The 23,205-nt window shown below is 64.6% G+C and carries 24 protein-coding genes and 1 tRNA gene; 12 read left to right on the top strand and 13 right to left on the bottom strand.

Features of this window, described 5'->3' with window-relative positions; translation table 11 throughout:
• Positions 1 to 83 precede the first annotated feature (83 nt).
• The 3 genes from AC1VVM_RS08725 (at position 84) to AC1VVM_RS08715 (ending at position 3,766) form a co-directional block, all read left to right on the top strand.
• Positions 84 to 1,001 (top strand): hypothetical protein, encoded by a 918-nt coding sequence (locus AC1VVM_RS08725; protein WP_482903583.1) that lies wholly within the window; start codon positions 84 to 86, stop codon positions 999 to 1,001.
• Between the two features lie 67 nt (positions 1,002 to 1,068).
• Positions 1,069 to 2,499, top strand: coding sequence for a basic amino acid/polyamine antiporter (locus tag AC1VVM_RS08720; protein WP_482903582.1), 1,431 nt, complete (start codon positions 1,069 to 1,071; stop codon positions 2,497 to 2,499).
• A gap of 25 nt (positions 2,500 to 2,524) precedes the next feature.
• Positions 2,525 to 3,766, top strand: coding sequence for an arginine deiminase (locus AC1VVM_RS08715; protein WP_482903581.1), 1,242 nt, complete (start codon positions 2,525 to 2,527; stop codon positions 3,764 to 3,766).
• 245 nt (positions 3,767 to 4,011) lie between these two features.
• Here AC1VVM_RS08715 and AC1VVM_RS08710 read toward each other — a convergent pair whose 3' ends face one another.
• Together AC1VVM_RS08710 and AC1VVM_RS08705 are read right to left on the bottom strand one after the other, a co-directional pair.
• Positions 4,012 to 4,416 (bottom strand): DUF6491 family protein, encoded by a 405-nt coding sequence (locus AC1VVM_RS08710; protein WP_482954951.1) that lies wholly within the window; start codon positions 4,414 to 4,416, stop codon positions 4,012 to 4,014.
• A gap of 339 nt (positions 4,417 to 4,755) precedes the next feature.
• Complete coding sequence (locus tag AC1VVM_RS08705; protein ID WP_482903579.1) at positions 4,756 to 5,217, bottom strand: outer membrane lipoprotein; 462 nt, start codon at positions 5,215 to 5,217, stop codon at positions 4,756 to 4,758.
• A 376-nt stretch (positions 5,218 to 5,593) separates the two neighbouring features.
• On the opposite strand from AC1VVM_RS08705, the gene AC1VVM_RS08700 reads away from it, so the two are divergent.
• From AC1VVM_RS08700 to AC1VVM_RS08690, 3 genes are all read left to right on the top strand, one after another.
• Complete coding sequence (locus AC1VVM_RS08700) at positions 5,594 to 5,965, top strand: SHOCT domain-containing protein (RefSeq protein WP_482903578.1); 372 nt, start codon at positions 5,594 to 5,596, stop codon at positions 5,963 to 5,965.
• 4 nt (positions 5,966 to 5,969) lie between these two features.
• Positions 5,970 to 7,703, top strand: coding sequence for an alpha/beta hydrolase (locus tag AC1VVM_RS08695; RefSeq protein ID WP_482903577.1), 1,734 nt, complete (start codon positions 5,970 to 5,972; stop codon positions 7,701 to 7,703).
• 170 nt (positions 7,704 to 7,873) lie between these two features.
• Positions 7,874 to 8,239, top strand: coding sequence for a hypothetical protein (locus AC1VVM_RS08690; protein ID WP_482903576.1), 366 nt, complete (start codon positions 7,874 to 7,876; stop codon positions 8,237 to 8,239).
• A 343-nt stretch (positions 8,240 to 8,582) separates the two neighbouring features.
• Here AC1VVM_RS08690 and AC1VVM_RS08685 read toward each other — a convergent pair.
• The 4 genes from AC1VVM_RS08685 to AC1VVM_RS08670 form a co-directional block, all read right to left on the bottom strand.
• Positions 8,583 to 8,658, bottom strand: a tRNA-Lys gene (locus AC1VVM_RS08685).
• Between the two features lie 38 nt (positions 8,659 to 8,696).
• Positions 8,697 to 9,206 (bottom strand): 2-amino-4-hydroxy-6-hydroxymethyldihydropteridine diphosphokinase, encoded by a 510-nt coding sequence (folK, locus tag AC1VVM_RS08680; protein ID WP_132389490.1) that lies wholly within the window; start codon positions 9,204 to 9,206, stop codon positions 8,697 to 8,699.
• A gap of 26 nt (positions 9,207 to 9,232) precedes the next feature.
• Positions 9,233 to 10,096 (bottom strand): N-carbamoylputrescine amidase, encoded by an 864-nt coding sequence (gene aguB / locus AC1VVM_RS08675; protein ID WP_482954950.1) that lies wholly within the window; start codon positions 10,094 to 10,096, stop codon positions 9,233 to 9,235.
• 13 nt (positions 10,097 to 10,109) lie between these two features.
• Entirely contained in the window at positions 10,110 to 10,976 is an 867-nt protein-coding gene (locus AC1VVM_RS08670; protein WP_482954949.1) for a class I SAM-dependent methyltransferase, read from the bottom strand.
• 120 nt (positions 10,977 to 11,096) lie between these two features.
• Between AC1VVM_RS08670 and msrA the strand changes: the two genes are divergently transcribed.
• Both msrA and AC1VVM_RS08660 read left to right on the top strand, forming a co-directional pair.
• Entirely contained in the window at positions 11,097 to 11,642 is a 546-nt protein-coding gene (gene msrA, locus AC1VVM_RS08665; RefSeq protein ID WP_132389484.1) for a peptide-methionine (S)-S-oxide reductase MsrA, read from the top strand.
• 321 nt (positions 11,643 to 11,963) lie between these two features.
• Entirely contained in the window at positions 11,964 to 13,529 is a 1,566-nt protein-coding gene (locus AC1VVM_RS08660; RefSeq protein WP_482903573.1) for an arylsulfatase, read from the top strand.
• 182 nt (positions 13,530 to 13,711) lie between these two features.
• Here AC1VVM_RS08660 and AC1VVM_RS08655 read toward each other — a convergent pair whose 3' ends face one another.
• Positions 13,712 to 13,870 (bottom strand): hypothetical protein, encoded by a 159-nt coding sequence (locus AC1VVM_RS08655; RefSeq protein ID WP_482903572.1) that lies wholly within the window; start codon positions 13,868 to 13,870, stop codon positions 13,712 to 13,714.
• 231 nt (positions 13,871 to 14,101) lie between these two features.
• The gene (locus AC1VVM_RS08650) at positions 14,102 to 15,346 is read right to left on the bottom strand and encodes an RsmB/NOP family class I SAM-dependent RNA methyltransferase (RefSeq protein ID WP_482903571.1); all 1,245 of its coding nucleotides are present in this window, start codon (positions 15,344 to 15,346) and stop codon (positions 14,102 to 14,104) included.
• A gap of 54 nt (positions 15,347 to 15,400) precedes the next feature.
• Here AC1VVM_RS08650 and AC1VVM_RS08645 point away from each other — a divergent pair, with 54 nt between their 5' ends.
• Entirely contained in the window at positions 15,401 to 15,580 is a 180-nt protein-coding gene (locus AC1VVM_RS08645; protein WP_132389478.1) for a DUF1674 domain-containing protein, read from the top strand.
• Between the two features lie 30 nt (positions 15,581 to 15,610).
• On the opposite strand, the gene AC1VVM_RS08640 is transcribed toward AC1VVM_RS08645, so the two are convergent.
• Positions 15,611 to 16,516, bottom strand: coding sequence for a LysR family transcriptional regulator (locus tag AC1VVM_RS08640; protein ID WP_132389476.1), 906 nt, complete (start codon positions 16,514 to 16,516; stop codon positions 15,611 to 15,613).
• A gap of 94 nt (positions 16,517 to 16,610) precedes the next feature.
• On the opposite strand from AC1VVM_RS08640, the gene AC1VVM_RS08635 reads away from it, so the two are divergent.
• On the top strand, positions 16,611 to 17,039 hold the full coding sequence (locus AC1VVM_RS08635; protein ID WP_482903570.1) for a DoxX family protein: 429 nt from the start codon (positions 16,611 to 16,613) through the stop codon (positions 17,037 to 17,039).
• Positions 17,040 to 17,052: 13 nt separating this feature from the next.
• The gene (locus tag AC1VVM_RS08630) at positions 17,053 to 17,841 is read left to right on the top strand and encodes a DODA-type extradiol aromatic ring-opening family dioxygenase (protein WP_482903569.1); all 789 of its coding nucleotides are present in this window, start codon (positions 17,053 to 17,055) and stop codon (positions 17,839 to 17,841) included.
• Positions 17,842 to 17,877: 36 nt separating this feature from the next.
• Here the strand turns inward: AC1VVM_RS08630 and AC1VVM_RS08625 are convergent, their stop codons facing one another.
• The 4 genes from AC1VVM_RS08625 to AC1VVM_RS08610 all read right to left on the bottom strand — a co-directional run bounded on the left by AC1VVM_RS08625 (position 17,878) and on the right by AC1VVM_RS08610 (position 22,093).
• Positions 17,878 to 18,858: a sensor domain-containing diguanylate cyclase gene (locus AC1VVM_RS08625; RefSeq protein ID WP_482905179.1), complete on the bottom strand. Its 981-nt coding sequence runs from the start codon at positions 18,856 to 18,858 to the stop codon at positions 17,878 to 17,880.
• Positions 18,859 to 19,003: 145 nt separating this feature from the next.
• Positions 19,004 to 19,516 carry a L,D-transpeptidase family protein gene (locus tag AC1VVM_RS08620; protein WP_482903568.1) on the bottom strand — a complete coding sequence of 171 codons (513 nt, stop codon included), beginning with the start codon at positions 19,514 to 19,516 and terminating at the stop codon, positions 19,004 to 19,006.
• 5 nt (positions 19,517 to 19,521) lie between these two features.
• A complete protein-coding gene (locus AC1VVM_RS08615; protein WP_482903567.1) occupies positions 19,522 to 20,811 on the bottom strand; it encodes an adenylosuccinate synthase in 1,290 nt (429 codons plus the stop codon).
• 154 nt (positions 20,812 to 20,965) lie between these two features.
• Positions 20,966 to 22,093, bottom strand: a complete 1,128-nt coding sequence (locus AC1VVM_RS08610) for an ATP phosphoribosyltransferase regulatory subunit (RefSeq protein WP_482903566.1) — start codon at positions 22,091 to 22,093, stop codon at positions 20,966 to 20,968.
• 268 nt (positions 22,094 to 22,361) lie between these two features.
• On the opposite strand from AC1VVM_RS08610, the gene AC1VVM_RS08605 reads away from it, so the two are divergent.
• Positions 22,362 to 23,156 (top strand): EF-hand domain-containing protein, encoded by a 795-nt coding sequence (locus AC1VVM_RS08605; RefSeq protein ID WP_482903565.1) that lies wholly within the window; start codon positions 22,362 to 22,364, stop codon positions 23,154 to 23,156.
• Positions 23,157 to 23,205: the final 49 nt, after the last annotated feature.

Genomic DNA, 23,205 nt, shown 5'->3' with positions numbered 1-23,205 from the left:
TTGTCTTTGCACACTTATTCGCTTTGAAGATATGCTGGCCTCAGATCACTTTTGAACGCGGGAACACCGCGCGGGAGGGCAAAGTGAAATCTGCCTCGGTCCGTCTCCTCGGCTACCTCCTGGCCATCGCACCGCTTTCGGCCCACGCAGAACCAGCAGTCCCCCCGGATGGCGAGGCGGGAACGCTCAAATCCGATGCATCCGGATCGGATCAGGAAGTCGATCAGCTCCACATCCCCGGCTACGACGGAACGCGCGTGGGCGCATCGGCAATCGAGTTCGAATTCGCGCCCGAGATCGCCTCCCACAATCCGCTCGGTTCGAACTCCCGCACAAGCACGTCCACCAGCACATCGCTAACCTTCATCACCACCCAGCCCCTGTCGGACCGGCTGGAAGTCGAATTCGACGCCGGGCCGTCGATGCTTCTGGAACATGGCGACATCGCGGAATCCACCCTCGCCGCGTCGCTCGAACTGCGCACGCACCAAAGCGCCTCCGGTTTCGCCGGTTTCGCGCGGTACGAACTGGCGCACGACATGGACAGTTTCTTCGGCAGCAGCCTCGCCACCGACCAGACCCTCACGGGCGGGTTGCGCTATGGCGCGAATGTCGGCGCCGGGTCGATCGGGGTGGAACTGGCCCCGCGCTGGATGAATTCCAATCACAATACCGACGATTACCTCGCCGCCGAACTTTTCATCGACGCGTTCTATCCCGTCATGAACGACGGCATCGGCCTGATCGGCGAAGTGTCCATCGATCGCCGCTGGTACCTGAACAACGGCTCCGCTGTGCCCGGCAAGCGGCGCGACTGGCGGTTCGAGGGCTTTGCCGGGATCGATATCGCAAACCTGCTTGCCCCGCCGCCGGGCCGCTTCAACCCGCTTCACGCGCTAGGCGTCGGCGTGCTCTGGCTGGAAGTCGATTCCAATCTGGACAGCGCGGACCGCTCCGCTTTCAAAGTCCTGCCCGCCATCACGCTGCGCGCAGATTTGTGACAGTTATTCCGTAAGTTACTCAAGAATAAACCGCGACCCATCGAAATTCCACTCTTGGGAGACGTAGATGCCGAGCCAGGATAACAAGATCTCGCTGTTTTCGCTCACCTCGATGGTGGTGGGTTCGATGATCGGGGCGGGGATCTTCAATCTGCCGGCGCGGTTCGGTTCGGCGACGGGGCCGTTCGGGGCGATCATCGCCTGGCTCATCGCCGGCACCGGCATGTACGCGCTGGCCCGGGTCTTCCAGGCGCTGGCCGCGCGCAAGCCCGATATCGATGCCGGCGTCTTCGCTTATGCCAAGGCCGGCTTCGGGGACTACATGGGGTTCCTTTCCGCCTTCGGGTACTGGCTCGGCTCCATTCTCGGCAACGTGTTCTACTGGGTCCTGATCGGCGCGACGCTCGGCAAGTTCTTCCCGGTGTTCGGAGACGGCAGTTCGGCGGTGGCCATCGGCGTCTCGCTGGTCGGCATCTGGGCCTTCCACTTCATGATCCTGCGCGGGATCGAGCAGGCCACTTTCATCAACTTCGTCGTCACCATCGCCAAGATCGTGCCGATCCTGGCGGCGCTGCTGCTGATGCTGCTGGCGTTCCACTGGGACACGTTCGCCGCCAACTTCTGGGGCGGCGAAGGCATGCCGGAGAAGACGCTGGTGGCGCAAGTGCGCGATACCATGCTCATCACCGTCTTCGTGTTCCTCGGTATCGAGGGCGCCAGCGTCTATTCGCGCTTTGCCCGCACCCGCGCCGATGTCGGCACCGCCACGATCCTGGGCTTCGTGGGGGTGACCGGGCTGATGGTCGCGGTCACGCTGCTGCCTTATGCGGTGATGCCGCAGGCGGCGGTGGCCGGGCTGCGCCAGCCCTCGCTCGCCAGCGCGCTGGCGGAAGTGGTGGGCCCGTGGGGCAGCGTGTTCATCTCGGTGGGCGTGCTGGTCTCGGTGCTGGGCGCCTATCTCGCCTGGTCGCTGATCTGCGCCGAAGTGCTGTTCGCCGCCGCCAAGTCGCGCGACATGCCCCGGCTGTTTTCCGAAGAGAACCGCAACCGCGTGCCCGCCAATGCGCTGTGGCTGTCCAACATCGTCGTCTCGCTCTTCGTCATCTCGACCTACTGGTCGCAGGATGCCTTCAACCTGATGCTGGACCTCACCAGCGTCAGCGCGCTGCTGCCTTACCTGCTGGTGGCGGGCTACGGCGTTCTGATCGCCCGCCGCCGCGAGGGGTATGGCGCCGATGGCAGTGAGGCCGGACGCGACCAGTTCATCGCCTGGGTGGCGGCGTTCTATTCGGTCGTGATGTTCGTGGCGGCGGGGCTGGAGCATGTCATGCTCGTGGCGATCCTGCTGATCCCGGGCACCCTGATCCTCTACGTCTGGGCCCGGCGCGAACAGGGCGTGCGGCTGTTCAAGCCGGTCGAGCTGGTGATCTTCCTGGTGGTGCTGGTCGGAGGGCTGGTCGGCCTTGCCGGGCTGCTCACCGGCCGCATCGTTCCGTGATCCGATCCAACAGGAGCCTCCCCCCATGTCTACTGACACTCCCTATGGCGTTCACTCCGAAGTCGGCAAGCTGCGCAAGGTCATGGTCTGCGCGCCGGGCCGCGCGCACCAGCGGCTGACGCCGTCCAACTGCGACGACCTGCTGTTCGATGACGTGCTCTGGGTGGACGCAGCCAAGCGCGACCATCTCGATTTCCAGCAGAAGATGCGCGACCGCGGCGTCGACGTGGTGGAGATGCATGACCTGCTGACCACCACCGTGGGTATCCCCGAGGCGCGCAAGTGGATCCTCGACCACCGCGTCACCGAGAACGAGGTCGGGCTCGGCCTGCTGAACGATGTGCGCAGCTATCTCGAAGGCCTGCCCCACCGCGAACTGGCCGAGATCCTGATCGGCGGCCTGTCGGTGGAGGAGTTCCCCGAAAGCCACTCCAGCGCGCTGATGGCGCTGATCCGCGAGACGCCGGGGATTACCCAGTACCTCATCACCCCCCTGCCCAACACGCTCTACACCCGCGACACCACCTGCTGGATCTACGGCGGCTGCACGGTGAACCCGCTCTACTGGCCCGCGCGCAAGGACGAGACGCTGCTGACCACGGCGATCTACAAGTTCCACCCCGACTTCGCGGGCAAGACCAAGATCTGGCACGGCAATCCCGAAGAGGACCACGGCCTGGCCACGATCGAGGGCGGCGACGTGATGCCGGCGGGCAACCGCACCTTGCTGATCGGCATGTCCGAGCGCACCTCGCGCCAGGGCATCGCGCTGCTCGCGCGCTCGCTGTTCCAGCAGGACGTGGTGGACCAGATCCTGGTGGCGGGCATGCCCCGGCTGCGCGCGGCGATGCACCTCGACACGATCTTCACCTTTGCCGACCGCGACTGCGTGCTGATCTATCCCGACATCGTCGACACCATCACCCCTTACATGATCCGCCCCGGTGCCAACGGCGGCTTCGACGTGCGGCGCGAGGAAGGCGGCTGGGTGGCGGCAGTCGCCCGCGCGCTCAAGGTCGACAACATGCGCGTGGTGGAGACCGGCGGCACCCACTACATGCGCGAGCGCACGCAGTGGGATTCGGGCGCGAACCTCGTCTGCGTCTCGCCCGGCGTGGTGCTCGCCTATGACCGCAACGTCTATACCAACACCCTGCTGCGCAAGGCCGGGATCGAGGTCATCACCATCTCCGGCGCCGAACTCGGACGCGGACGGGGCGGCGGGCATTGCATGACGTGCCCCATCATTCGCGATGCCGCTGAGTAGAACGAGTCCGAAAGTTCGCCCAAACTCGTCATCCCCGCGAAGGCGGGGATCCCGCTTCTCTTGCGCGACACGAGAGGTTGCAGAAGAAAGCGGGGGCCCCGCCTTCGCGGGGGCGACGAACGAATGAAACTGACGGTTCGACATCACGTAAAACGCGTTGGGGCGCCGAATTCGTCCGCGATGCTGAAATGACAGACGGCACGGAGATATCACCCGTGACGTCCGTCATTTCGCAAATGAAGTGACTACGGTCGCTGGCTCAGCGGCAGCGCCGCCACTTGCTCCGGCGTCAAGCCGGTGATCGATTGCACTGTGCAACGCTGTGGACCGCTCGGGCCTCTCGTCACGATGGAGACCCCGGCCCCCAGTCCGGTGCAGACCGTCGAGCTGCCGGTGGTGGCCAGCCGCATGCTCGTGGTCCAGTTCAGATCCCGGCACATGCCCATCGTATCGATGCGATAGACATCGCGGCCGATCCGCATGTTGACGGTGCGGGAGTTCACGGCCCTGAAGTGCCGGGCGGAGCTGGCCTGGAAGCATTGCGGCGGCTGTCGCTGCGCGGCGTTCTGCCCGGACGGCGGCGCGTCATTGGCGCAACCGGCCACGGCGGCGCAGGCCATCACCGCGACCCAGACTGACGTTCTCGACATCGGCTTACTCCTTTCCAGTGATCGACAGGATAGCGTCACAGGGGGAGACCACCGGGATGGCGGCAGCAAGGCTTCGGTGACCAGCCAAATTGCGGCATGTGGCGACTGTCCTTCGCACACGCCCGATCCGGCGAACGGGTCACGTCAGTCCACGCTTCACCTGTGACGTACTGGATCGAATTGTGATGGAGCCATGGCTTGGAATTGACTGGACTTGCGGCATTCCGATGAACACCGACGCATGCTGCAATACCGGACCCGTCATCGGCCGGAGGCTCGTTCCACGCAGTGTGGTGAGCCCCCGGCCCGACAGGGCCCCGGCCCGACAGGATGCGGGGATCAGTGGGTTACGCGGGTGTTCTGTGCCGTACCGCTGACGCGTACGCGGTCACCCACGCGGAAATCGCGCATTTCGCCGGGTTGGACGACCGCAATGGTTTCCCCCGAATCCAGCTTGAGAGTGAACTCGACGCCCGTGGTCCTGCTGGAGCCCTGAAGAGCCGAACCGACCGCCCCGCCGACCACGGCACCGGCAACACCGCCTGCGACATTGGCGGCCGTGCTGCTGCCGATCTGGCTGCCACCGATCGCGCCGAGCGCACCGCCCGCGATGGTTCCGACGTTCGTCTGCCCGGGGCGAATCTCGACCTCGCGAAGCGATATGATCTCCGCGAACTGGACGGGCACAGCCTGACCCACTTCATTCCGGGAGAACGAGGATGGCCCGGGCTGAGGCGTGCAGGCACCAAGCAGAGCAAAGGACGCCACGGAAGAGGCCAGAATATATGTACGGAGCTTCATAAAATTCTCCTCGTTCGAATGACGCGGATTTTACGAGCTGTTCTGCCCCGAGATATCAGGGCCGCGTGTAATCGCGCCAAGATCACTCAATTTCAGATAATGACTTATCAATGACGATCGTTGAGTCGCCCAATCGCATCATACCGGATTACCTTACCCATTCAAGTCCTTCAAAATTCTACGCAAGGTGAGGTTGTCGTTTGAGCTTGGACTCGATTTCATGTTATCTATACAAGTCGTATCGATTCACGGAACCACTAAACAATCACGATTAGATAACTCGACCAGTCCCCAAGGCAATTGCAATCCGTCTTCCCAAGTGCAGGCTGATACAGCGACCTGCACACATTCCAGTCAATCGAGCAGGAGATTTCTAATGAATCTACCGGATTTCTGGACGTTCCTCCTGGATGTGGCGGTCATCTTCGTTTTCGTCATGTGGTTCTGGCTCCTGATTACAGTGCTGCGCGATCTGTTTCGCCGCGATGACGCCGGCGGGTTCAAGAAGATACTCTGGGTCATCCTGCTGATCGTTGCGCCTTTTCTGGGCGTTTTCCTGTACTTGCTTCTCCAGTCCAAAGGCATGGCGATCCGGAACGGGCAGGAAGTGGCCCGAACTCGCGAACAACTGCGTGAATTCATTGGCCAAAGCCCGGCGCAGGAACTGGAAAAACTGGAAGCCCTGAAGGCATCCGGCGCCATCACCAGCGAAGAGCACGCCAAGCTCAGGGCCCGCGTCATAGGCTGATCCGATGCCCACGCCGGCAGACCAGGGCGCTTCCGGAGCAAGAGCGGGCACGACGTTCGCAAGACTCTGGAGCGCCCGGCGCATTCGCTTCCATCTTGCCCGCAGATCGTTGCTCGGGCTGGTTCTCGGCACGATTTTCCTCGCCGCGTCGCTCACGCCCAGCCTTGCCCCTCGCCCCCCGCTCCTGCTCGGCCTGCTGGGCGGCACGAGCTTCGCGATGGGTTATCTGCTGAGCATCGCCCTGCTCTACGTCTGGCACTACATGGGCCTGCCGGTCCGCCGCGTGCCGCCGAAGGTAACGCAAGCGATCATCGCGGCCTGCGCCATTCTTGCGGCGGCCTATCTGTGGCTTTCCATCGATTGGCAGAATGACGTCCGCGTCGTGCTGCATATGGAACCCCTGTCGCACTGGCAGCTGATCGCCACCTGCATCGTCGCCCTCGTCGCCTTTGCCGTGCTCTTTGCGCTGGGCCTGCTGGCAAGAGCGCTGTTCCGCCGCCTGACCCTGTGGCTCGACCGCTATCTGCCGCGCCGCGTTGCCATCCCGCTGGGCGTCCTGATCGTCGCCTTGCTGTTCTGGAGCATGATCACCGGCGTCGTGTTCAAGGCCGGCCTTCACCTTGCCGATGCATCGTTCAGCGAGCTGGACGCTCTGATCGAACCCGATCTCGCCCCGCCGACCGCGCCTTTCCAGGTTGGCAGCGCGGACTCGCTCATCACATGGGAGGAACTCGGCCGGCAGGGGCGCCACTACATCGCCTCGGGCCCGTCGCAGAACCAGATCGGCCTGTTCACCGGCGCTCCCGCATCCCAGCCGATCAGGGTCTATGCCGGGCTGAATTCGGCCCGCAATGTCGACGAGCGGGCGAACCTTGCCCTCGCAGAATTGAAGCGCGTGGGTGGATTCGACAAATCGATACTTGTCGTGATCGCCCCGACCGGCACCGGCTGGATCGATCCCGCCGCGATCGACAGTCTCGAATATCTCCAGCACGGCGATGTCGCCAGCGTGGCGATCCAGTATTCGTACCTCGCCAGTTGGCTGTCGCTGCTGGTCGAGCCGAACTATGGCGCGGACAGTGCGCGCGCCATGTTCCGGAAAGTCTACGATTACTGGAAAACCCTGCCCAGAGCGCACCGGCCGCGCCTCTATCTCTATGGCCTCAGCCTCGGCGCGTTGAGTTCCGAAAGCTCGCTCGATCTGTTCGACATGATAAACGAGCCGATTCAGGGCGCGCTTTGGGCGGGACCGCCGTTTCCCAGCACGCTCTGGCAATCGACGACGCGGGACCGGCAGCCCGATTCGCCCGCATGGCTGCCCCGGTTTCGCGACAGTTCGGTGGTCCGCTTCACAAACCAGCAGGATCACCTGACCATTCCGGGGGCCTCATGGGGCCGGATGCGCATCGTCTATCTGCAATATGGCAGCGATCCGATTACCTTCTTCACGCCCAGTTCGTTCTACAGGCAGCCGGAATGGATGATCGGCCAGCGCGCGCCCGATGTCTCGCCCACATTTCGCTGGGTGCCCGGCGTCACCTTCCTGCAACTGAGCGTGGACATGATCACGGGGATGGAAACACCCCCGGGCTTCGGACACGTCTTCGCCGCGGACCACTACGTCAACGCCTGGGTGGCCGTGACACAGCCGACGGGCTGGACGGAAGCCGGGCTTCACCGGCTTTCGCAGGACCTCAACCGGCGACAGAATTCCGACCAGACGCAGGCACAGCCATGATGGATCCGGCCCCTTCCATTCGCCTCGCCTATAGAGTTAACGCGACTTAAATCGTGACGCCAACGTTATTTCGCAACTGCAGCAAACATAGTCGGGACGTTTGTCCCAGCTTGTCTATCCATTGGAAATAGTGCTAGATTAATCTTCCCCCACAAAGAAGGAAAAGGCCAATGAACTTCAATCGTGTCACACTTTCCTGTGCCGCCTTGATTGCAGTCAATCTTGCGGCACTCCCTACTGCGTCTCTGGCACAACCGGCAGCCACACCCACTGCATTTGAACGCGCCATGCTGAGCGTGTTGGATGCCCCGACCCGTGCACAGGTCGAAAAGCGGGCCGTCCACGGCAACACCGTTTCGGGTGTCATCGGCACGATCCTGCTCAACAACTACTATGGTGCGGGCGCCAGGAACCCGGGGCAGGCCCTCTCGGTGGCAGCGGTCGATTTCGGGCGCGGCGCGGTCATCTTCCGGCGCGCACCCAATGTGCTCGAAATGCAGCGGTTCGATCCGCATACGCTTCGCATGATCCGGTAACGCCACAGGGCCTCCATCAAGACCATCGCCGCCCAATGCTCTTCCCCGGCATTGGAGCAGTGATCCAGCCGACGATAGTCGTGGCAAGGCTTCGACTATCGTCGGCTACGGCATGATGACGTAAAGCGACGGCGGTTGGCCAATAAGGGAACCACCTGATCGCGCGTCAAAGCGCCTTCAACTTGAGATCGATCAGAAAAACTGAAGTCGTGCAGGGTAACCTGCAGGATCGCCGCACGCCGTCACACCCTCTGCTATCCGCCTGGGACCATACGCCGGATCGGGACGAGTCCGCCCCACCAACCATGGATCCACGATAGCAGCTGTATGCGGGTGGATTGGATGGTGAGCCCTGCTGGGTTCGAACCAGCGACCTACTGATTAAAAGTCAGTTGCTCTACCGACTGAGCTAAGGGCCCCCGTTTCCGGGCGCCGCCGTGACCGGCGGCGGAAGGGGTCACCTAAGGGCAGGTCGCGCCTTGGTCAAGCGGGCATGAAGCTGGTTTATCGTCAGGCCTGTCAAAGGATCGCGCCAGCCCCCCGCAATCCGCCGTGCGGGGCCTAGCACGAAGTCCCTTTCGCGGAACGCCGGGTGCGGGATTACAAGGCTTTCATCGCCTTCTCCCGCCGCCCATGGGCCGCCATTCCACAGCACGATATCGAGGTCCAGCACGCGCGAGCCCCAGGCCGCGCCCATGCGGCGGCGGCCGAACTTATGCTCGATCTTGTGCAGTTTGTGCAGAACTTCGTCGGGCTCACGCTTGCTGCGCACAAGCGCCACGCCATTGGCGTAGCGGCGGCGCGAGGGGCCGAGCGGCGCGCTCTCGATCACCGGCGAGGCCGCCAGCACTTCCATCTTGCCGTGATCCAGCGCCTCAAGCGCGGCGGCGAGCACCTGTCGCGGTCCGCCGTACCGCGGATGGCGCATGTTGGAGCCGAGCGCGACCAGATACCTGTGTTTTGCCAAACTGCCCGGCTCCCCGTTTTGTGATTTCAGATGTCTTGCGCGATGCGCGTGTAGAGCTGCGGCCGGCGATCCCGGAAGAAGCCCATGCCCGCGCGGTGCTTTGCGGCTCGCGCGAGGTCCAGCGTGGAGACCAGCACGCCAGTCTCCTCCTTGCCGAACTCCGCGACATAATCGCCCCATTCGTCGGTGATGAACGAGTGGCCGTAGAAAGTCTGCTCGGTCCCGCATTCCGATTCGACACCGATGCGGTTGGAGGCGATCACCGGCATGCAGTTCGACACCGAGTGCCCCACCATCGCCCGGCGCCACATGCGGCTGGTGTCCAGCGTGGCGTCGTAGGGCTCGGAGCCGATAGCGGTGGGATAGAACAGCAGTTCCGCACCCATCAGCGCCATCACACGCGCGCATTCCGGGTACCACTGGTCCCAGCAGACTCCCACGCCGACCTTGGTGCCGAGAACGTCCCAGACCTTGAACCCGTCGTTGCCGGGACGGAAGTAGTACTTCTCCTCGTAGCCGGGGCCGTCGGGGATGTGGCTCTTGCGATAGGTGCCGATGATCTCGCCATCGGTGCCGATCATGGCCAGCGTGTTGTAGTAGTGGTGGCCGTCGCGTTCGAAGAAGCTGGTGGGGATCACCACCTTCAGCTTCGCCGCCAGCGCCTTCATCGCGATCACCGAAGGATGCTCGACCGTGGGGCGGGCGATCGCGAAGAGTTCCTCTTCCTCGGTCTTGCAGAAGTAGGGGCCGGAGAACAGCTCAGGCGGCAGCACGATCTGCGCGCCCTTGGCGGCGGCTTCCTCGACCAGCGTGGAAACGGCGGCGATGTTCTCGCCCTCGTCGGCGGAATTGAGCGCGAGCTGGAGCGCGGCAACGGTGATCTGGGTCATGAGCGAGCCCCTATCAGCCTCGCTTGCGGAACAGAAGCGTCATCCGGTCGCTCTCGCCGATGGCGAGGTACTTGTCGCGGTCCTGATCCTTGAGCTGGAGCGTGGGCGGCAGGGTCCAGACACCGTCGGGCCAGTTCGCACTGTCCTTCGGATTGGCGCTGACTTCCGACTGGCCGACAAGATCGAAGCCCTGTGCCTGCATGAACTTGATGACATCAGCCTGCCGCAGATAGCCCTTGGAACCGTCCGCATAGGCATCGGGAGCATCCGGCTTGGCGCGGTGCTGCTCGATACCGATCAGCCCGCCGGGCTTGAGCAAGTCGCGCATCGCCGCCACTTCGCTGGTCGCGATGTTCCAGCGCAGCATGTTGTGCAGCATGCGCGGGATGATGATGACGTCGAACGTGCCCTTCTCGCCTGCCGGGATCGCGCCCAGCGTATAGGCGGCAAAGCGATCCGCCGGCAGGCCGGTGAACTGGGCGACATGGGCCGGATAGCTGGCCGCGCCCTTGCGGATGCCGTCCTGCGTCTCGGGCTTGAAGGCCGGGCTGTCCGGATTGAAGTAGAGCCCCACCAGATGCCCCTGCGGCCCGAGGTAGAGCCCCAGCAGGCGCGAGTACCACTCGCCGCCCGGCGCATATTCGCCCACCTTCATCGTCGGCGAAACGCGGAAGAAGCTCAGCGTCTCCACCGGATGGCGGTACTTGTCGCGCGCACGGTCGGCATCGCGCAGCGGGTTGGCAGCGGCCAGTTCCAGCAGCGCCTCACACCCCTTGCAGGCGGCGGGCACTTCCTTTGAATCGGGGTCGGCGGCGATGGCGGGCACGGGCGCCGCAAGAATGCCAAGGAACGTCGAAAGGGCGATCAGGGCGCGGCGCATCGGCAAGTCTCCCGTGGAATGTCGGTCGAAGCGCGAAGGTAGTTGTCTCGCCGCCAATGACAAGCCGCACTTGTGTACCTATCTAGCGACAAACTCCCCCTCATGAGGATCTGGAATACAATGGAAACGGCAATCGTTGCAGGCGGATGCTTCTGGTGCACCGAAGCAGTGTTCCGCGATGTGATCGGCGTGGATTCGGTCGAGAGCGGCTATATCGGCGGCACTGTCGCCAATCCCACCTACAAGCAGGTCTGCGCCGGCGACACCGGCCATGCCGAAGCGATCAAGGTGAACTACGACCCTTCGGTGCTGTCCTATGGAGACCTGCTGGACGTGTTCATGGGCACGCATGACCCGACGCAGCTCAACCGCCAGGGCAATGACGTGGGCACGCAGTACCGCTCGGCGATCTTCCCCCTGAACGACGCGCAGGCCGCCGAGGCCGATGCCGCCCTCGCCCGCGCCAACACCGAGCTTTCGGGCAAAGTGGTTACCACCATCGAAGGCTTCGCCGACGGCGCGCAGCAGGACGCATGGTACCCGGCCGAGGACTACCATCAGGAATACTGGGACGGCGAAGGCCAGCGCAATCCCTACTGCCTCGCGGTGATCCCGCCCAAGCTGATGAAGCTGCGCAAGAGCTTCCAGAACAAGGTCAAGGGCTGAGCCTTTTCCCGCCGGTTGCGCTGTTGTGGCGTGACTGGCGGGTCCTCCCGCTCTGGAGTGCTGCAGGATGATGGCCGTTCGCGGCCGTAACGGCGATTGGCGGCTTTGAAAACCGGGATTCCCCGATTGTTCGCCCCCAATCCTTGGCCCCGATTTTCGACGGCAGACTTGTCCGTCCCGTCCATCGGCGCATGCACCATTTTCCGCTCCAACCTCGGGGGAATCCCCGATGGGCTGATTACGGAACGCCTTCTACTTGTGCCTCTCCCGAAATAGCGATGGCTCCAACGCCGTCCTGTCCGGCAGTTCCAGGAGGACCAAATGGCTGCGAAAAAACCCAATATCATTCTGATCTTGTCGGATGACTTCGGTTACGGCGACGCGGGTTGCTATGGCGGCGGCGAGAATCGCGGCGCGCCGACACCCAACATCGACCGGCTTGCAGCCGAGGGCTTGCAATTCCTCTCGTTCTACGCCCAGCCAAGCTGCACACCGGGACGCGCGGCGGTCCTGACCGGCCGCATCCCCAATCGCTCCGGCATGACCACGGTGGCCTTCCAGGGTGAGGGCGGCGGCCTTCCCGCTGCCGAATGGACGCTGGCCTCGGTGCTCAAGACGGTCGGCTACAAGACCTTCTTCTCCGGCAAGTGGCACCTTGGCGAGGACGATTACGCGCTGCCCAACGCCCACGGCTACGACGTGATGAAGCATTGCGGGCTCTACCACCTAAATGCCTACACCTATGCCGACCCCGAGTGGTTCCCCGACATGGACGATGAACTGCGCGAAATGTTCGCGAAAGTCACCAAGGGGTCGCTTTCCGGGAATGCCGGTGAAAAGGCCAAGGAAGACTTCAAGATCAACGGCCAATATGTCGATACGCCGGAAAAGGGTGTGGTCGGCATCCCCTATTTTGACGGCTATGTCGAAAAGGCGTCGCTTGAGTACCTCGATACCGTCAAGGACAGTGAAGAGCCGTTCTTCATGCACATCAACTTCATGAAGATGCACCAGCCTTCGATGCCGCACCCCGATTTCAAGCACAAGTCGATGGCGAAGTCGAAGTACGCCGATTCGATGGTTGAAAACGATGCCCGCATCGGTGCGATCATGGACAAGGTCCGCGAACTGGGCCTGGACGACAACACTTACGTGTTCTGGACCACGGACAACGGAGCATGGCAGGACGTCTATCCTGATGCAGGCTTCACACCTTATCGCGGCACCAAGGGCACTATCCGCGAAGGCGGCAACCGTGTCCCGGCGCTGGCATGGGGCCCCGGCATCAAGGCCGGTAGCAAGAATTCGGACATAGTCGGCGGACTGGACTACATGGCAACTTTCGCCAAACTGGCCGGCGCCAAGCTGCCGACCGAAGATCGCGAAGGCGAACCGATCATCTTCGACAGCATCGACATGTCGCCGGTACTGTTCGGAACCGGGCCTTCAGACCGGACGGTGTGGTTCTACTTCACCGAAAACGAGCTGACTCCCGGCGCCGTGCGCAGAAAGCAGTACAAGGCCTGCTTCAACTTGCGCGGCGATAACGGCGCACACACAGGTGGTCTTGCGGTCGATTCCAACCAGGGCTGGAAGGGACCGGAAAGCTACGTGGCCACCGTGCCGCAACTGTTCGACTTGTGGCAGGATCCGCAGGAGCGCTACGACATCTTCATGAACAGCTTCTCCGAGCACACCTGGGCGGTGGTCACCATCAACGAGGAAGTGCAGAAGTTGATGCAGACCTATATCAAGTATCCGCCGCGCAAGATCCAGAGCGCGACCTACACCGGCCCGATCACGATCAGCCAGTACGAACGGTTCAAACACATCAAGGACCAGCTTGCGACCGAAGGCTTCAACATCGGGTTCGCGACCGGCGCTTGACGAGAGTTTCACCCGCCCGGGAAAACATGCGTTCTCGGGCGGGTGAAGCTGCAACGGCTGCCATGTGAGTGTCGGTTTGAAGATCGGCATTTGATCTTCCCAATGCCTTGGGGTCCGCTTGAAATTGCGCGAAAGCACTTTTTGGCCCGACACTGGCTGTGGCCAGATTTGCAGGCGGTCTCTCAGCCCCTGCGCCAGACCTTGTGCTTTTCCCTGCGCACGTCGTTGCCGCAGTGGCGGCAGTTGCCGCTGAAACCGGCGCCGTCCCATGTGACGTGCTCACGCTCGGGATCGTGGCGGTCCAGCAGGCACAAGATGGCCTGTGGGATTAAACGTACCATCGCGATTACTCCCTTCGAGAGTTTCCGACAGTCCGCCTGACATTCGGCAGTGCGGCGCAATGCTCTTCAGGCTCACCCTTCGCCCAAGAATGCCAGAGCCTTACGAGTCGCGCCACGGCATCGCAGCGCAGCGCGTCTCATGGATAGGGCGGTTGGCTGCATTCATCCATATGGATTACCCCAATGGATGAGCGGCCGTGCCGATACCGCGCCGCCCCTCACTCGCTCCCCTCAGTCGCGGCGCCAGCGTGCCACGAAGAACCCGTCAAGGCCGCCCTCGCCCGCCAGCATCGCCGGATCGGTGCGCAGCCAGCCTTCGGCCGTCGGGGCCAGCCCCTCGGGCAGTTCCGCCGCGCCGATCGGCACCGGGGCGAGTGCCACTTTCCCGGCCTGCTCCTCACCCTCTTCGGGTTCGAGCGAGCAGACCGCGTAGACCAGCGTGCCACCCGGCGCGAGCCATGCGGCCGCGCGTTCGAGCATGGCGGACTGGAGTTCCACCATCTCGCCGATCTGGCGCTCGCCGATGCGGTGAAGCACGTCGGGATGGCGGCGGCAGGTGCCGGTCGCGGTGCACGGCGCGTCGAGCAGGATGGCGTCGAAGCGCGTCTCGGTTTCCCAGTTCAGCGCGTCGGCTTGCACGATCTCGGCCTCAAGCCCGGTTCGCTTGAGATTGTCGCCCAAGCGCTCAAGGCGGCGCTTCGAGGAATCGAGCGCGGTCACCTGCCAGCCGGCGGCGGCCAGTTGCATCGTCTTGCCACCGGGCGCGGCGCAGAGATCGAGCACCTTGCGGGCCTCACCCGCGCCGAGCAGCCGCGCGGGCAGGCTGGCGGCAAGGTCCTGCACCCACCAGGCGCCCTCGCGGAAGCCTTCGAGCAGTTCGATGGCGGTGCCACGCGGCAGGCGGACGTGGCCAGGCATGAGCGACTTGCCGCCCAGCCGTTCGGCCCACTCGGCGGTCTCGTCCGCGTTGCGCAGGGCAAGGTCGAGCGGCGGCAGATCGGCCAGCCCGGCAGCGATGGCGCCGATGCGATCCCCCCAACGCTCGCCCCAGCGCTCGGTCACGTCCTCGGGAAGCGTGGGCACGTCGGGCAGCTTCGCCTCGGCCTTGGTCAGGGTGGAGAACACGCCGTGGGCAAGGCGGCGCGGGCCGCCCATCAGCAGCGGCAGGCCGGTGGCGATCACGGCATGGGCCGGGGTATCCAGCCGCAGCACCTGCACCAGCATGATCTCCAGCACGGCGCGCGCCTTGGCGTCGTCGGCCAGCGGCAGGCGGGTGGCGGAATCGATCAGCGCATCAAGGTCGGTGCGCCAGCGCAGCACCTCTCCGGCAATGGCGCGGGCGAGCGCCCGGTCGGCGTCGCCACGCACCCGCGCGAGCGCAGTGCCCGCCGCCTGGTCGAGCGTTTCGCCCCGCCGCAGCACGGCATCGATAAGGTTGAGCGCGGCACGGCGCGCCGGAAGGCCGGGAATGTCCATTTGCGGCCCCTATAGCGGATTGCCTTTTTGCGCCAGTCACACCACATGGGCCGAATGACCGAACGCGCCACCAAACGTCCCGAAGGCTTTACCAAGCCCGCCCACTGGACGAACGAACCCGCGCCCCAGCCCTCGCCTGCCGAGGCGGCCAAGGCGGATGAGGAGGATCCGGACGGGATCTCCCCCACCCGTTATGGCGATTGGGTACGCAACGGGATCGCCGTCGATTTCTAAGGCGGGCTGACGGCCGGGTTACTGCGCGCGCTACCAATCGCGTGCCATGGCGGGCAGCCGCTTTGCCAGAAAGTCGATCCACGCCCGCGTCTTGGCCGCCGGGCGGCGCGTGCGGTGGGTAACCGCGTGAACCGCGCCAAGGTCGATCAGTTCGGCGCCGAGGTCGAGTTCGACCAGCCGCCCCTCGGCAATGGCGCGGTCAACGAAGAAACGCGGGCCGTAGACAAGGCCCATCCCCGCCATCGCCGCCTGCGCCAGAACCTGCCCGTTATTGGCATGCAGCGAGCCGCGCACCGCCACCGGACGGCTGCCGTCGGCGCCGAAGCCCCAGCGCGTGGTGCCGGTCTCCCCGCTCAACGTGTAGCCGAGGCAGTCGTGGCCGGGCAGGTCGTCGATCGATAACGGCGTGCCGCGCCGCGCAAGGTAGGACGGCGCGGCGCAGATCGCCATCCGCACGGGCGCGAGCTTGCGGGCGACGAGATTGCTGTCCGCCAGCCGGCCGATGCGCACGGCGACGTCCCAGCGCTCCTCCAGCAGGTCCACCACACGGTCGTTGAGGCCGAGTTCGATGGTCACTTGCGGATAGAGCGCGTGAAATTCGGTGACGAGTTCGGCCAGATAGGCACTGCCGAAAGCGGCCGGTCCGGAGACGCGCAACAGCCCCTCAACCGAGGCGGAGCGGGCGGTCGCCTTGGCATCCGCTTCCTCCAGTTCGGCCAATACCCGCTCGGCCGTGTCGAGGTAGGCCGCCCCCGCCTCGGTAAGCGCGAGGCGGCGGGTGGTGCGGTTGACCAATGTCACGCCAAGGCGCTGTTCAAGGGCGTTCAGGTGCTTGGCCGCCATCGCCGGAGACATCGAAAGCTCGCGCGCGGCGGCGGAAAGCCCGCCGAGGCGAATGGCCCGCACGAAAACCTCGATGCCTTTCAGACGATCCATTCGACACCCACGGTATAAAGTCATTCAACAAATGACGATATTATCACCTCAAGAGCAAAGGTCCACATAGGCTGGCGAAAGGACATATCCCGCCATGCCCACGACTTACGCTACGTCATTTCCCGAGACTTCCGCGCGCTACGGCGCACTTGTCCTGCGCGTCGCACTCGGCGCGCTGTTCCTGGCGCACTTCGCGCTCAAGCTCTTCGTCTTCACGCCCGCGGGTACCGCCGCGTTCTTCGGCAGCCTCGGCCTTCCGCCCGCCCTCGCTTATGTGACCATGGCCGCCGAATTGCTGGGAGGACTGGCCCTCATCGCCGGTGTCAAGGCGCGCATCGTCGCGCTGGCCTTGATCCCGCTGCTGCTCGGCACGATCTTCACCGTGCATGGTGCCAACGGTTTCTTCTTCGATTCCAAGGGCGGCGGCTGGGAATATCCGGCCTTCTGGTCGATCGCCCTCCTTGTGCAGGCCCTGATCGGCGACGGCGCTTTCGCGCTCTCGCCGACGCGCCGCCATCTCTGAAAGGACTAATCCCATGACCCGCCAACCCACCTTCTTCATCCCCCACGGCGGTGGCCCCTGCTTTTTCATGCACGACCCCAAGGGCAACTGGACGACGATGGCCGAATTCCTCGATTCGCTGCCCGCGCGCCTGCCGGAACCGCCCAAGGCCATCCTTGTCGTCTCGGGCCACTGGGAGACCGACGGCTTCGCCTTCACCGGCGCCGAGAACCCCACACTGCTGTTCGACTACTACGGCTTCCCGCAGCACACCTATGAACTGCGCTTCGATGCCCCGGGCGCACCGGGACTGGCTGCCCGCGCGGCCGGACTGCTGCAAAGCGCGGGCTTCACCGCCGCCGTCGATCCGCAGCGTGGCTACGACCACGGCGTGTTCATCCCGCTCAAGGTCGCCTGGCCCAATGCCGATGTGCCGGTGGTGGAGATGTCGCTGGACCGCTCGCTCGATCCCGCCATGCACCTTGCCGCCGGCAAGGCGCTCGCCCCGCTGCGCGACGAAGGCGTGCTGATCCTGGGTTCGGGCATGAGCTTCCACAACATGCGCGGCTACGGCAACCCGCAAGCCACCGCGCCTTCGCAAGCTTTCGATCAATGGCTGGGCGCGGCGGCGACGGCCCCTGCGGAAACCCGTGCCAAGGCGCTCACCCACTGGGCCGAGGCTCCGGGCGGCCGCTTCTCCCACCCGCGCGAGGAACACCTGCTGCCGCTGATGGTCGCGGCAGGCGCCTCCGAGGCGGCGGGCGAGACAGTCTGGTCCGATCTCGTGCTCAGCACCGCGATTTCGGCCTATCGGTTCGATTGACGAGTGGGGGCGGCACAAGCCGCCCCTTCCCCTATCTCAGTGCAACAGTTCGCACCGGTTCCGCCCGCCACGCTTGGCGGTGTAAAGCGGGCCATCGGCTGCGGCGATCCACTCCTCCGCCGTGGCGATCCTGTCGGTCAGCGGCGCGATGCCGATGCTGACGGTGACATGGATCACCCCGCCGCCCGGCAGCGGGATCGCCAGACCGGCCAGCCCCTCGCGAAAACGCTCGACCGCAACTAGCGCATCCGAAGGCTCCGTTTCAGGCAGGAGCAAGGCGAATTCTTCTCCGCCAAGCCGCCCCAGCAAGTCCACCGGACGCGAGGAACCGACCACGCTCGCCACCATCTCGCGCAGCACGGCATCGCCGGCGGGGTGGCCATATGTGTCGTTGACCGCCTTGAAGTGATCGATATCGAGAAGCGCCAGGCAGCAGGGCCTGCCGTAGCGACGGAACCGCGCGATCTCCTGCCCGGCCTTCTCGATGAAGCCCCGACGGGTCAGCGCGCCGGTCAGCTGGTCGCGCTCGGCAATGCGGCGCAGCAACAGTTCGTTCGTTACGATCCGCGCGAAATTGGAGAGCATCTCCACCTCGCTTGTCGTGAAGGTGCGCACCTTGTCGTCGATCGCGCAGAGCACGCCGACGTTGTAGCCCTCCGGCGTCAGCAGCGGCACGCCCGCATAGCTGCGCACATTGGGATCGCCGGTTACGTAAGGATTTTCGGCAAAGCGTGAATCGAGCCGTGCGTCGTTGACAAGCATGGGTTCCGACTGGCGGATCGCATAAGTGCAGAACGAGACGTTGCGCGGTGTCTCGCTCACGCCGAGCCCGCTGCGCGCCTTGAACCACTGGCGATCCTCGTCGATCAGGGTGACTGCCGCCATCGGCACACCGAGCACGGTGCGCACCAGCGCAACGATGTTCTCGAAAGGCTCCTCGGGGGGCGTATCGAGCACTTCAAGACTGCGCAGCGCCGCCAGACGGCCCGGCTCGTCGTTCAATTTCACGTCTTGCAGCATCGCGCGGTCCCGACCCGACTCCACAGGGAACTCCCGCCCTAGGCGAAAACCCTAGCCCATGATTAAAATCCTGAAAACCTCCCGAATAACGAATGGCAGCCGCCGGGGTGATTTCGTCCAAAAGCGGGCGCGGATCGGGAAATCAGGGCAGGATTTCGATCGGCGTGCCATCGCCCACCGACTGCCACAAGGCTTCGATTTCCGCATCGGATACGGCGATGCAGCCATCGGTCCAGTCGCCTCTTGCGCGCGTGGCGATGCCACCCGGCTGGCCGTGAATCATGATCATTCCACCGGGCGCGCGACCGCGCGCAGCGGCATAGGCGTTGTCGTCGGCGTTCGGATAGGAGATGTGGAGCGCGAGGTGATAGGCGCTGTCCGGGTTGCCCCAGTCGATCTCGTAACGCCCTTCAGGTGTGCGCCCGTCGCCTTCGAAGTGCTTGGGGCCCAGCGGCTGGCCGCCCAGCTGGACATGCTCGATAACGCGGACGATCCGCCCGCCGGACCACAATTCCATGCGCCGGTCGGACTTGATGACGCGGATCAGGTCGATCGGCGCCAACTCAGCGGAAGGTTGTTCGGAAGGTGGCCCGGCATGGGCGCTGCCGATGCCGAGCAGAAACAAAAGCGGCGCGAGTGGTAGCTCGCGCCGCATTGTCATCAATCCAGGAAGGGATCGCGCACGAGGATGGTGTCCTCGCGCTCGGGGCTGGTCGAAACCAGCGCGACCGGGGTCTCGATCAGTTCCTGCACGCGCTGGATATACTTGATCGCCTGAGCGGGCAGATCGGCCCACGAGCGGGCACCGGCAGTGGTACCCTGCCAGCCGTCCATTTCCTCGTAGATCGGCTCGACATTGGCCTGGTCGGCGGCGTGGCTGGGGAAGTAGTCCAGCACTTTGCCGTGCAGGCGATAGCCGGTGCAGATCTTCACCTTCTCGAAGCCGTCGAGCACGTCGAGCTTGGTCAGCGCAATGCCGGTCACGCCCGAGATTGCGCAGGACTGGCGCGTCAGCACCGCATCGAACCAACCGCAGCGGCGCTTGCGGCCGGTGACGGTGCCGAATTCATGGCCACGTTCGCCAAGGCGCTGGCCGGTCTCGTCCTCCAGCTCGGTCGGGAACGGGCCCGAGCCGACGCGGGTGGTGTAAGCCTTGACGATGCCCAGCACGAAGCCAGTGGCCGAGGGGCCAAGGCCCGAACCCGAAGCCGCGGTGCCCGAAACCGTGTTCGAGCTGGTGACGAAGGGGTACGTGCCGTGATCGACGTCGAGCAGCACGCCCTGCGCGCCTTCGAACAGGATGCGCGCGCCGGCCTTGCGGACCTTGTTCAGGCGCTTCCACACCGGCTGCGAGAACTGGAGTACGAAGGGCGCGATCTCGCGCAGTTCGTTGATCAGCGCCTCGCGGTCGACCGGCGGCTGGCCGAAGCCGGCGCGCAGCGCGTCGTGGTGGGCGCAGAGGCGGTCAAGCTGCGAATCCAGCGCGTCGAGGTGCGCCAGATCGCAGACGCGGATGGCGCGGCGGCCGACCTTGTCTTCGTAAGCCGGGCCGATGCCGCGGCCGGTGGTGCCGATCTTGCCCGAACCGGCAGCCGTCTCGCGCAGCCCGTCAAGGTCGCGGTGAAGCGGCAGGATCAGCGGGCAATTGTCCGCGATCGCGAAGTTCTCGGGATTGATCTCCACGCCCTGCCCGCGCAGCTTCTCGACCTCTGACTTGAGGTGCCAGGGATCGAGCACGACGCCGTTGCCGATGATCGACAGCGTGCCGGTGACGATGCCCGAAGGCAGGAGGCTCAGCTTGTAGACCTGCTCGCCGACGACGAGCGTGTGGCCGGCATTGTGGCCGCCCTGGAAACGGACGACGGCATCGGCGCGGCTTGCCAGCCAGTCGACGATCTTGCCCTTGCCCTCATCGCCCCACTGGGCGCCGATCACGGTTACATTGGCCATGGATATACTCCTCCACCCTGCCACGGTGGATCCAATAACGCCCTTCGACAGGACTCGGCGATATGGATTTTCATGGGACGGAAGCGCCCCGGCTTTTCGTGCGCGCCCTAGTGGCAAGGCGCATGGCTAGTCAAGTCCGCGCTCAGACCCGTGGTCAGGTGAGCGCGATCGCCTCGCCGCCTTCCAGCCGGTGCGAACAGCCGAGCGCAATCGGATCGTCGCTTTCCGACAGGGCAGCCACCGTCACCCAGCCCACCGCGCGCTGACGGGCGGCAAGCGCCGCATCGTGGCCCATCGGCAGGAACAGGCGCTGCGGCGCCTCGGCCTTGCCGGCCAGCAGGTCCACCAGCGTATCGGGATAGAGCGAGAAGCCGGTCGCCGATTCGGGATGATGGCCAGTCTGGCCGAGAATGCGATAGGTGCCGCCACGGCCAAGGCCGCCGGCAATGCCCTCGGCATAGATCGTGAAGCCGAACCATGACTGGTATTCGAAGCCATGACGCTCCGAGGGGTCCAGCGTGATCCGCGCCTTGCCGGAAACGCGCGCGGCGATCTCGCGCAGACCGGCGATACGGCTGGCCAGAGCGCCGCCGGCATCGAAGGCGGCAAGGCGCTCGATCGCGCTCTCGAACGGACCGACGGCGTAGAGCAGCGGCAGATATGCCTCGCCGCCCACATCCACCAGGCCGCCCGCATCCTTGGCGTCCAGCATCTGACGCACCGCCTCGATATTGGCAGCAGGCAGCGGCAGGGCTTCGGCCGCCAGCGTGTCGACCAGATCGGGCAACGTGAAGTCGACCGAGATGCCGGTGGCTCCGGCGGCGGTCAGCGTCTCGATGGCGAGTTCGACGATCTCGGCAGCGGCGGCGACCGAATCGGTACCGATCAGCTCGGCGCCAAGCTGGAGCCGTTCGCGGCGCGGATCGAGCCCGTCGCCCTTGATCGTGCAGACTTGCCCCGAATAGGACAGGCGCAGCGGGCGCGGCGCTTCGGCAAGGCCGGTGGCGGCGATGCGCGCGATCTGCGCGGTCATGTCCGAACGCAGCGCCAGCAGGCGCAGCGAGATCGGATCGACGAAGCGGAACATCCGCCGCACCTGCACGCCCGCCATGCGATGCGCGAGCGCCTTCTCGAACTCGATAAAGGGCGTTTCGACCCGCTCGTAGCCGTGGCTCGACAGCACGTCGTGCGCGGCACGGCGCACGGTTTGCGAGGCCCAGGCCTGCTGCGGGAGACGGTCGCCCAGTCCTTCGGGCAAGAGATCGCGGTCGTTGTCCTGCATAGCGAGGGCGCCCTTAGCCCGAAGGAAGGGCAATGTCGAATGCGCGCTGCGATTGTAGCGCGCACAAGAATGCCTGCGACAATTTGCGTGAAATTTTCTGTCAACAATCGCGGTGCATCGCGGTATCCCACAGCCCGTCGTCTGGCGGGACGAACGTTCGAATTGATAGCCCATTCCCTGCGGGGGCCGGATCGTCAGGCGTGAGCGCGGCTCCCAAGCGGGGCCTGCCCGCCTTGCGCCCTGTCCCGGCGAACACCGGTCGAGGTCGATGCGCAAGATTTCCCTGATCCTCCTGCCCCTCCTGCTGCTGCAGACCCCTGCCCACGCCCAGATGGGCGGCGATATGGGAGGCATGGGTGGAATGGGCGGCATGGGCGGCGGAATGGGAGGCGAAGGTGGTGGTGGCGGCGGCGGTGGTCGGCACCACGGCGGCATGGGCGGTGAAGGCCATGGCGGCGGTGGCGGCGGCGGTCCGCCGCACATGCCCAAGCCCATCTCGCGCGAGCACTACAACAAAATAGTCACCGCGATGTTCAAGGAGGCCGACACCGACCGCAACGGTCTGGTGACACTCGACGAATTCCACAATTATATCAACGCGCGCCGCGAAGCCGCGATCAAGGCCCGCTTCACCAAGGTCGACACGAACGGCGACGGGAACATCTCGATGGCGGAATTCACGGCCTGGCAAAAGCAGATGGGCTCGGTGGCCAGCAACGAGAACGGCGCTTTCGGCGAAGGCAGAGACCAGATCGCCGACGCGATCATGCCCGATTTCGGCAAGGACGACGACGACCGCATGCTGGCGGGCCTGATCGAGCCGATCACGGGGACCGTCATCGCCAAGGCCAATACGAATTACGATGCGGGCGTCTCGCTGGATGAGCTTCTGGCCTATGAAGGCGCGAAGTTCGATGCGGCGGACACCGATCATGACGGCTTCTTGTCGATGCAGGAACTGCATCCCCGTGGTCCGCGCGGTGGGCCGGGTGGCATGCGTGGCGGGATGCCGCCGCGGGATGAGCCCGGGCCGGTTGCGCCTTCTGCGGCGGCTCAGCAGTAGGGATTGGGCTGCCGAAACTCCTTGCGCCTTGCCGCTGGCGCCTTCGACA

This window comes from Novosphingobium sp. BL-S-33 (genome assembly GCF_056857025.1).
This window is presented reverse-complemented; position numbering and strand designations above follow the sequence as displayed.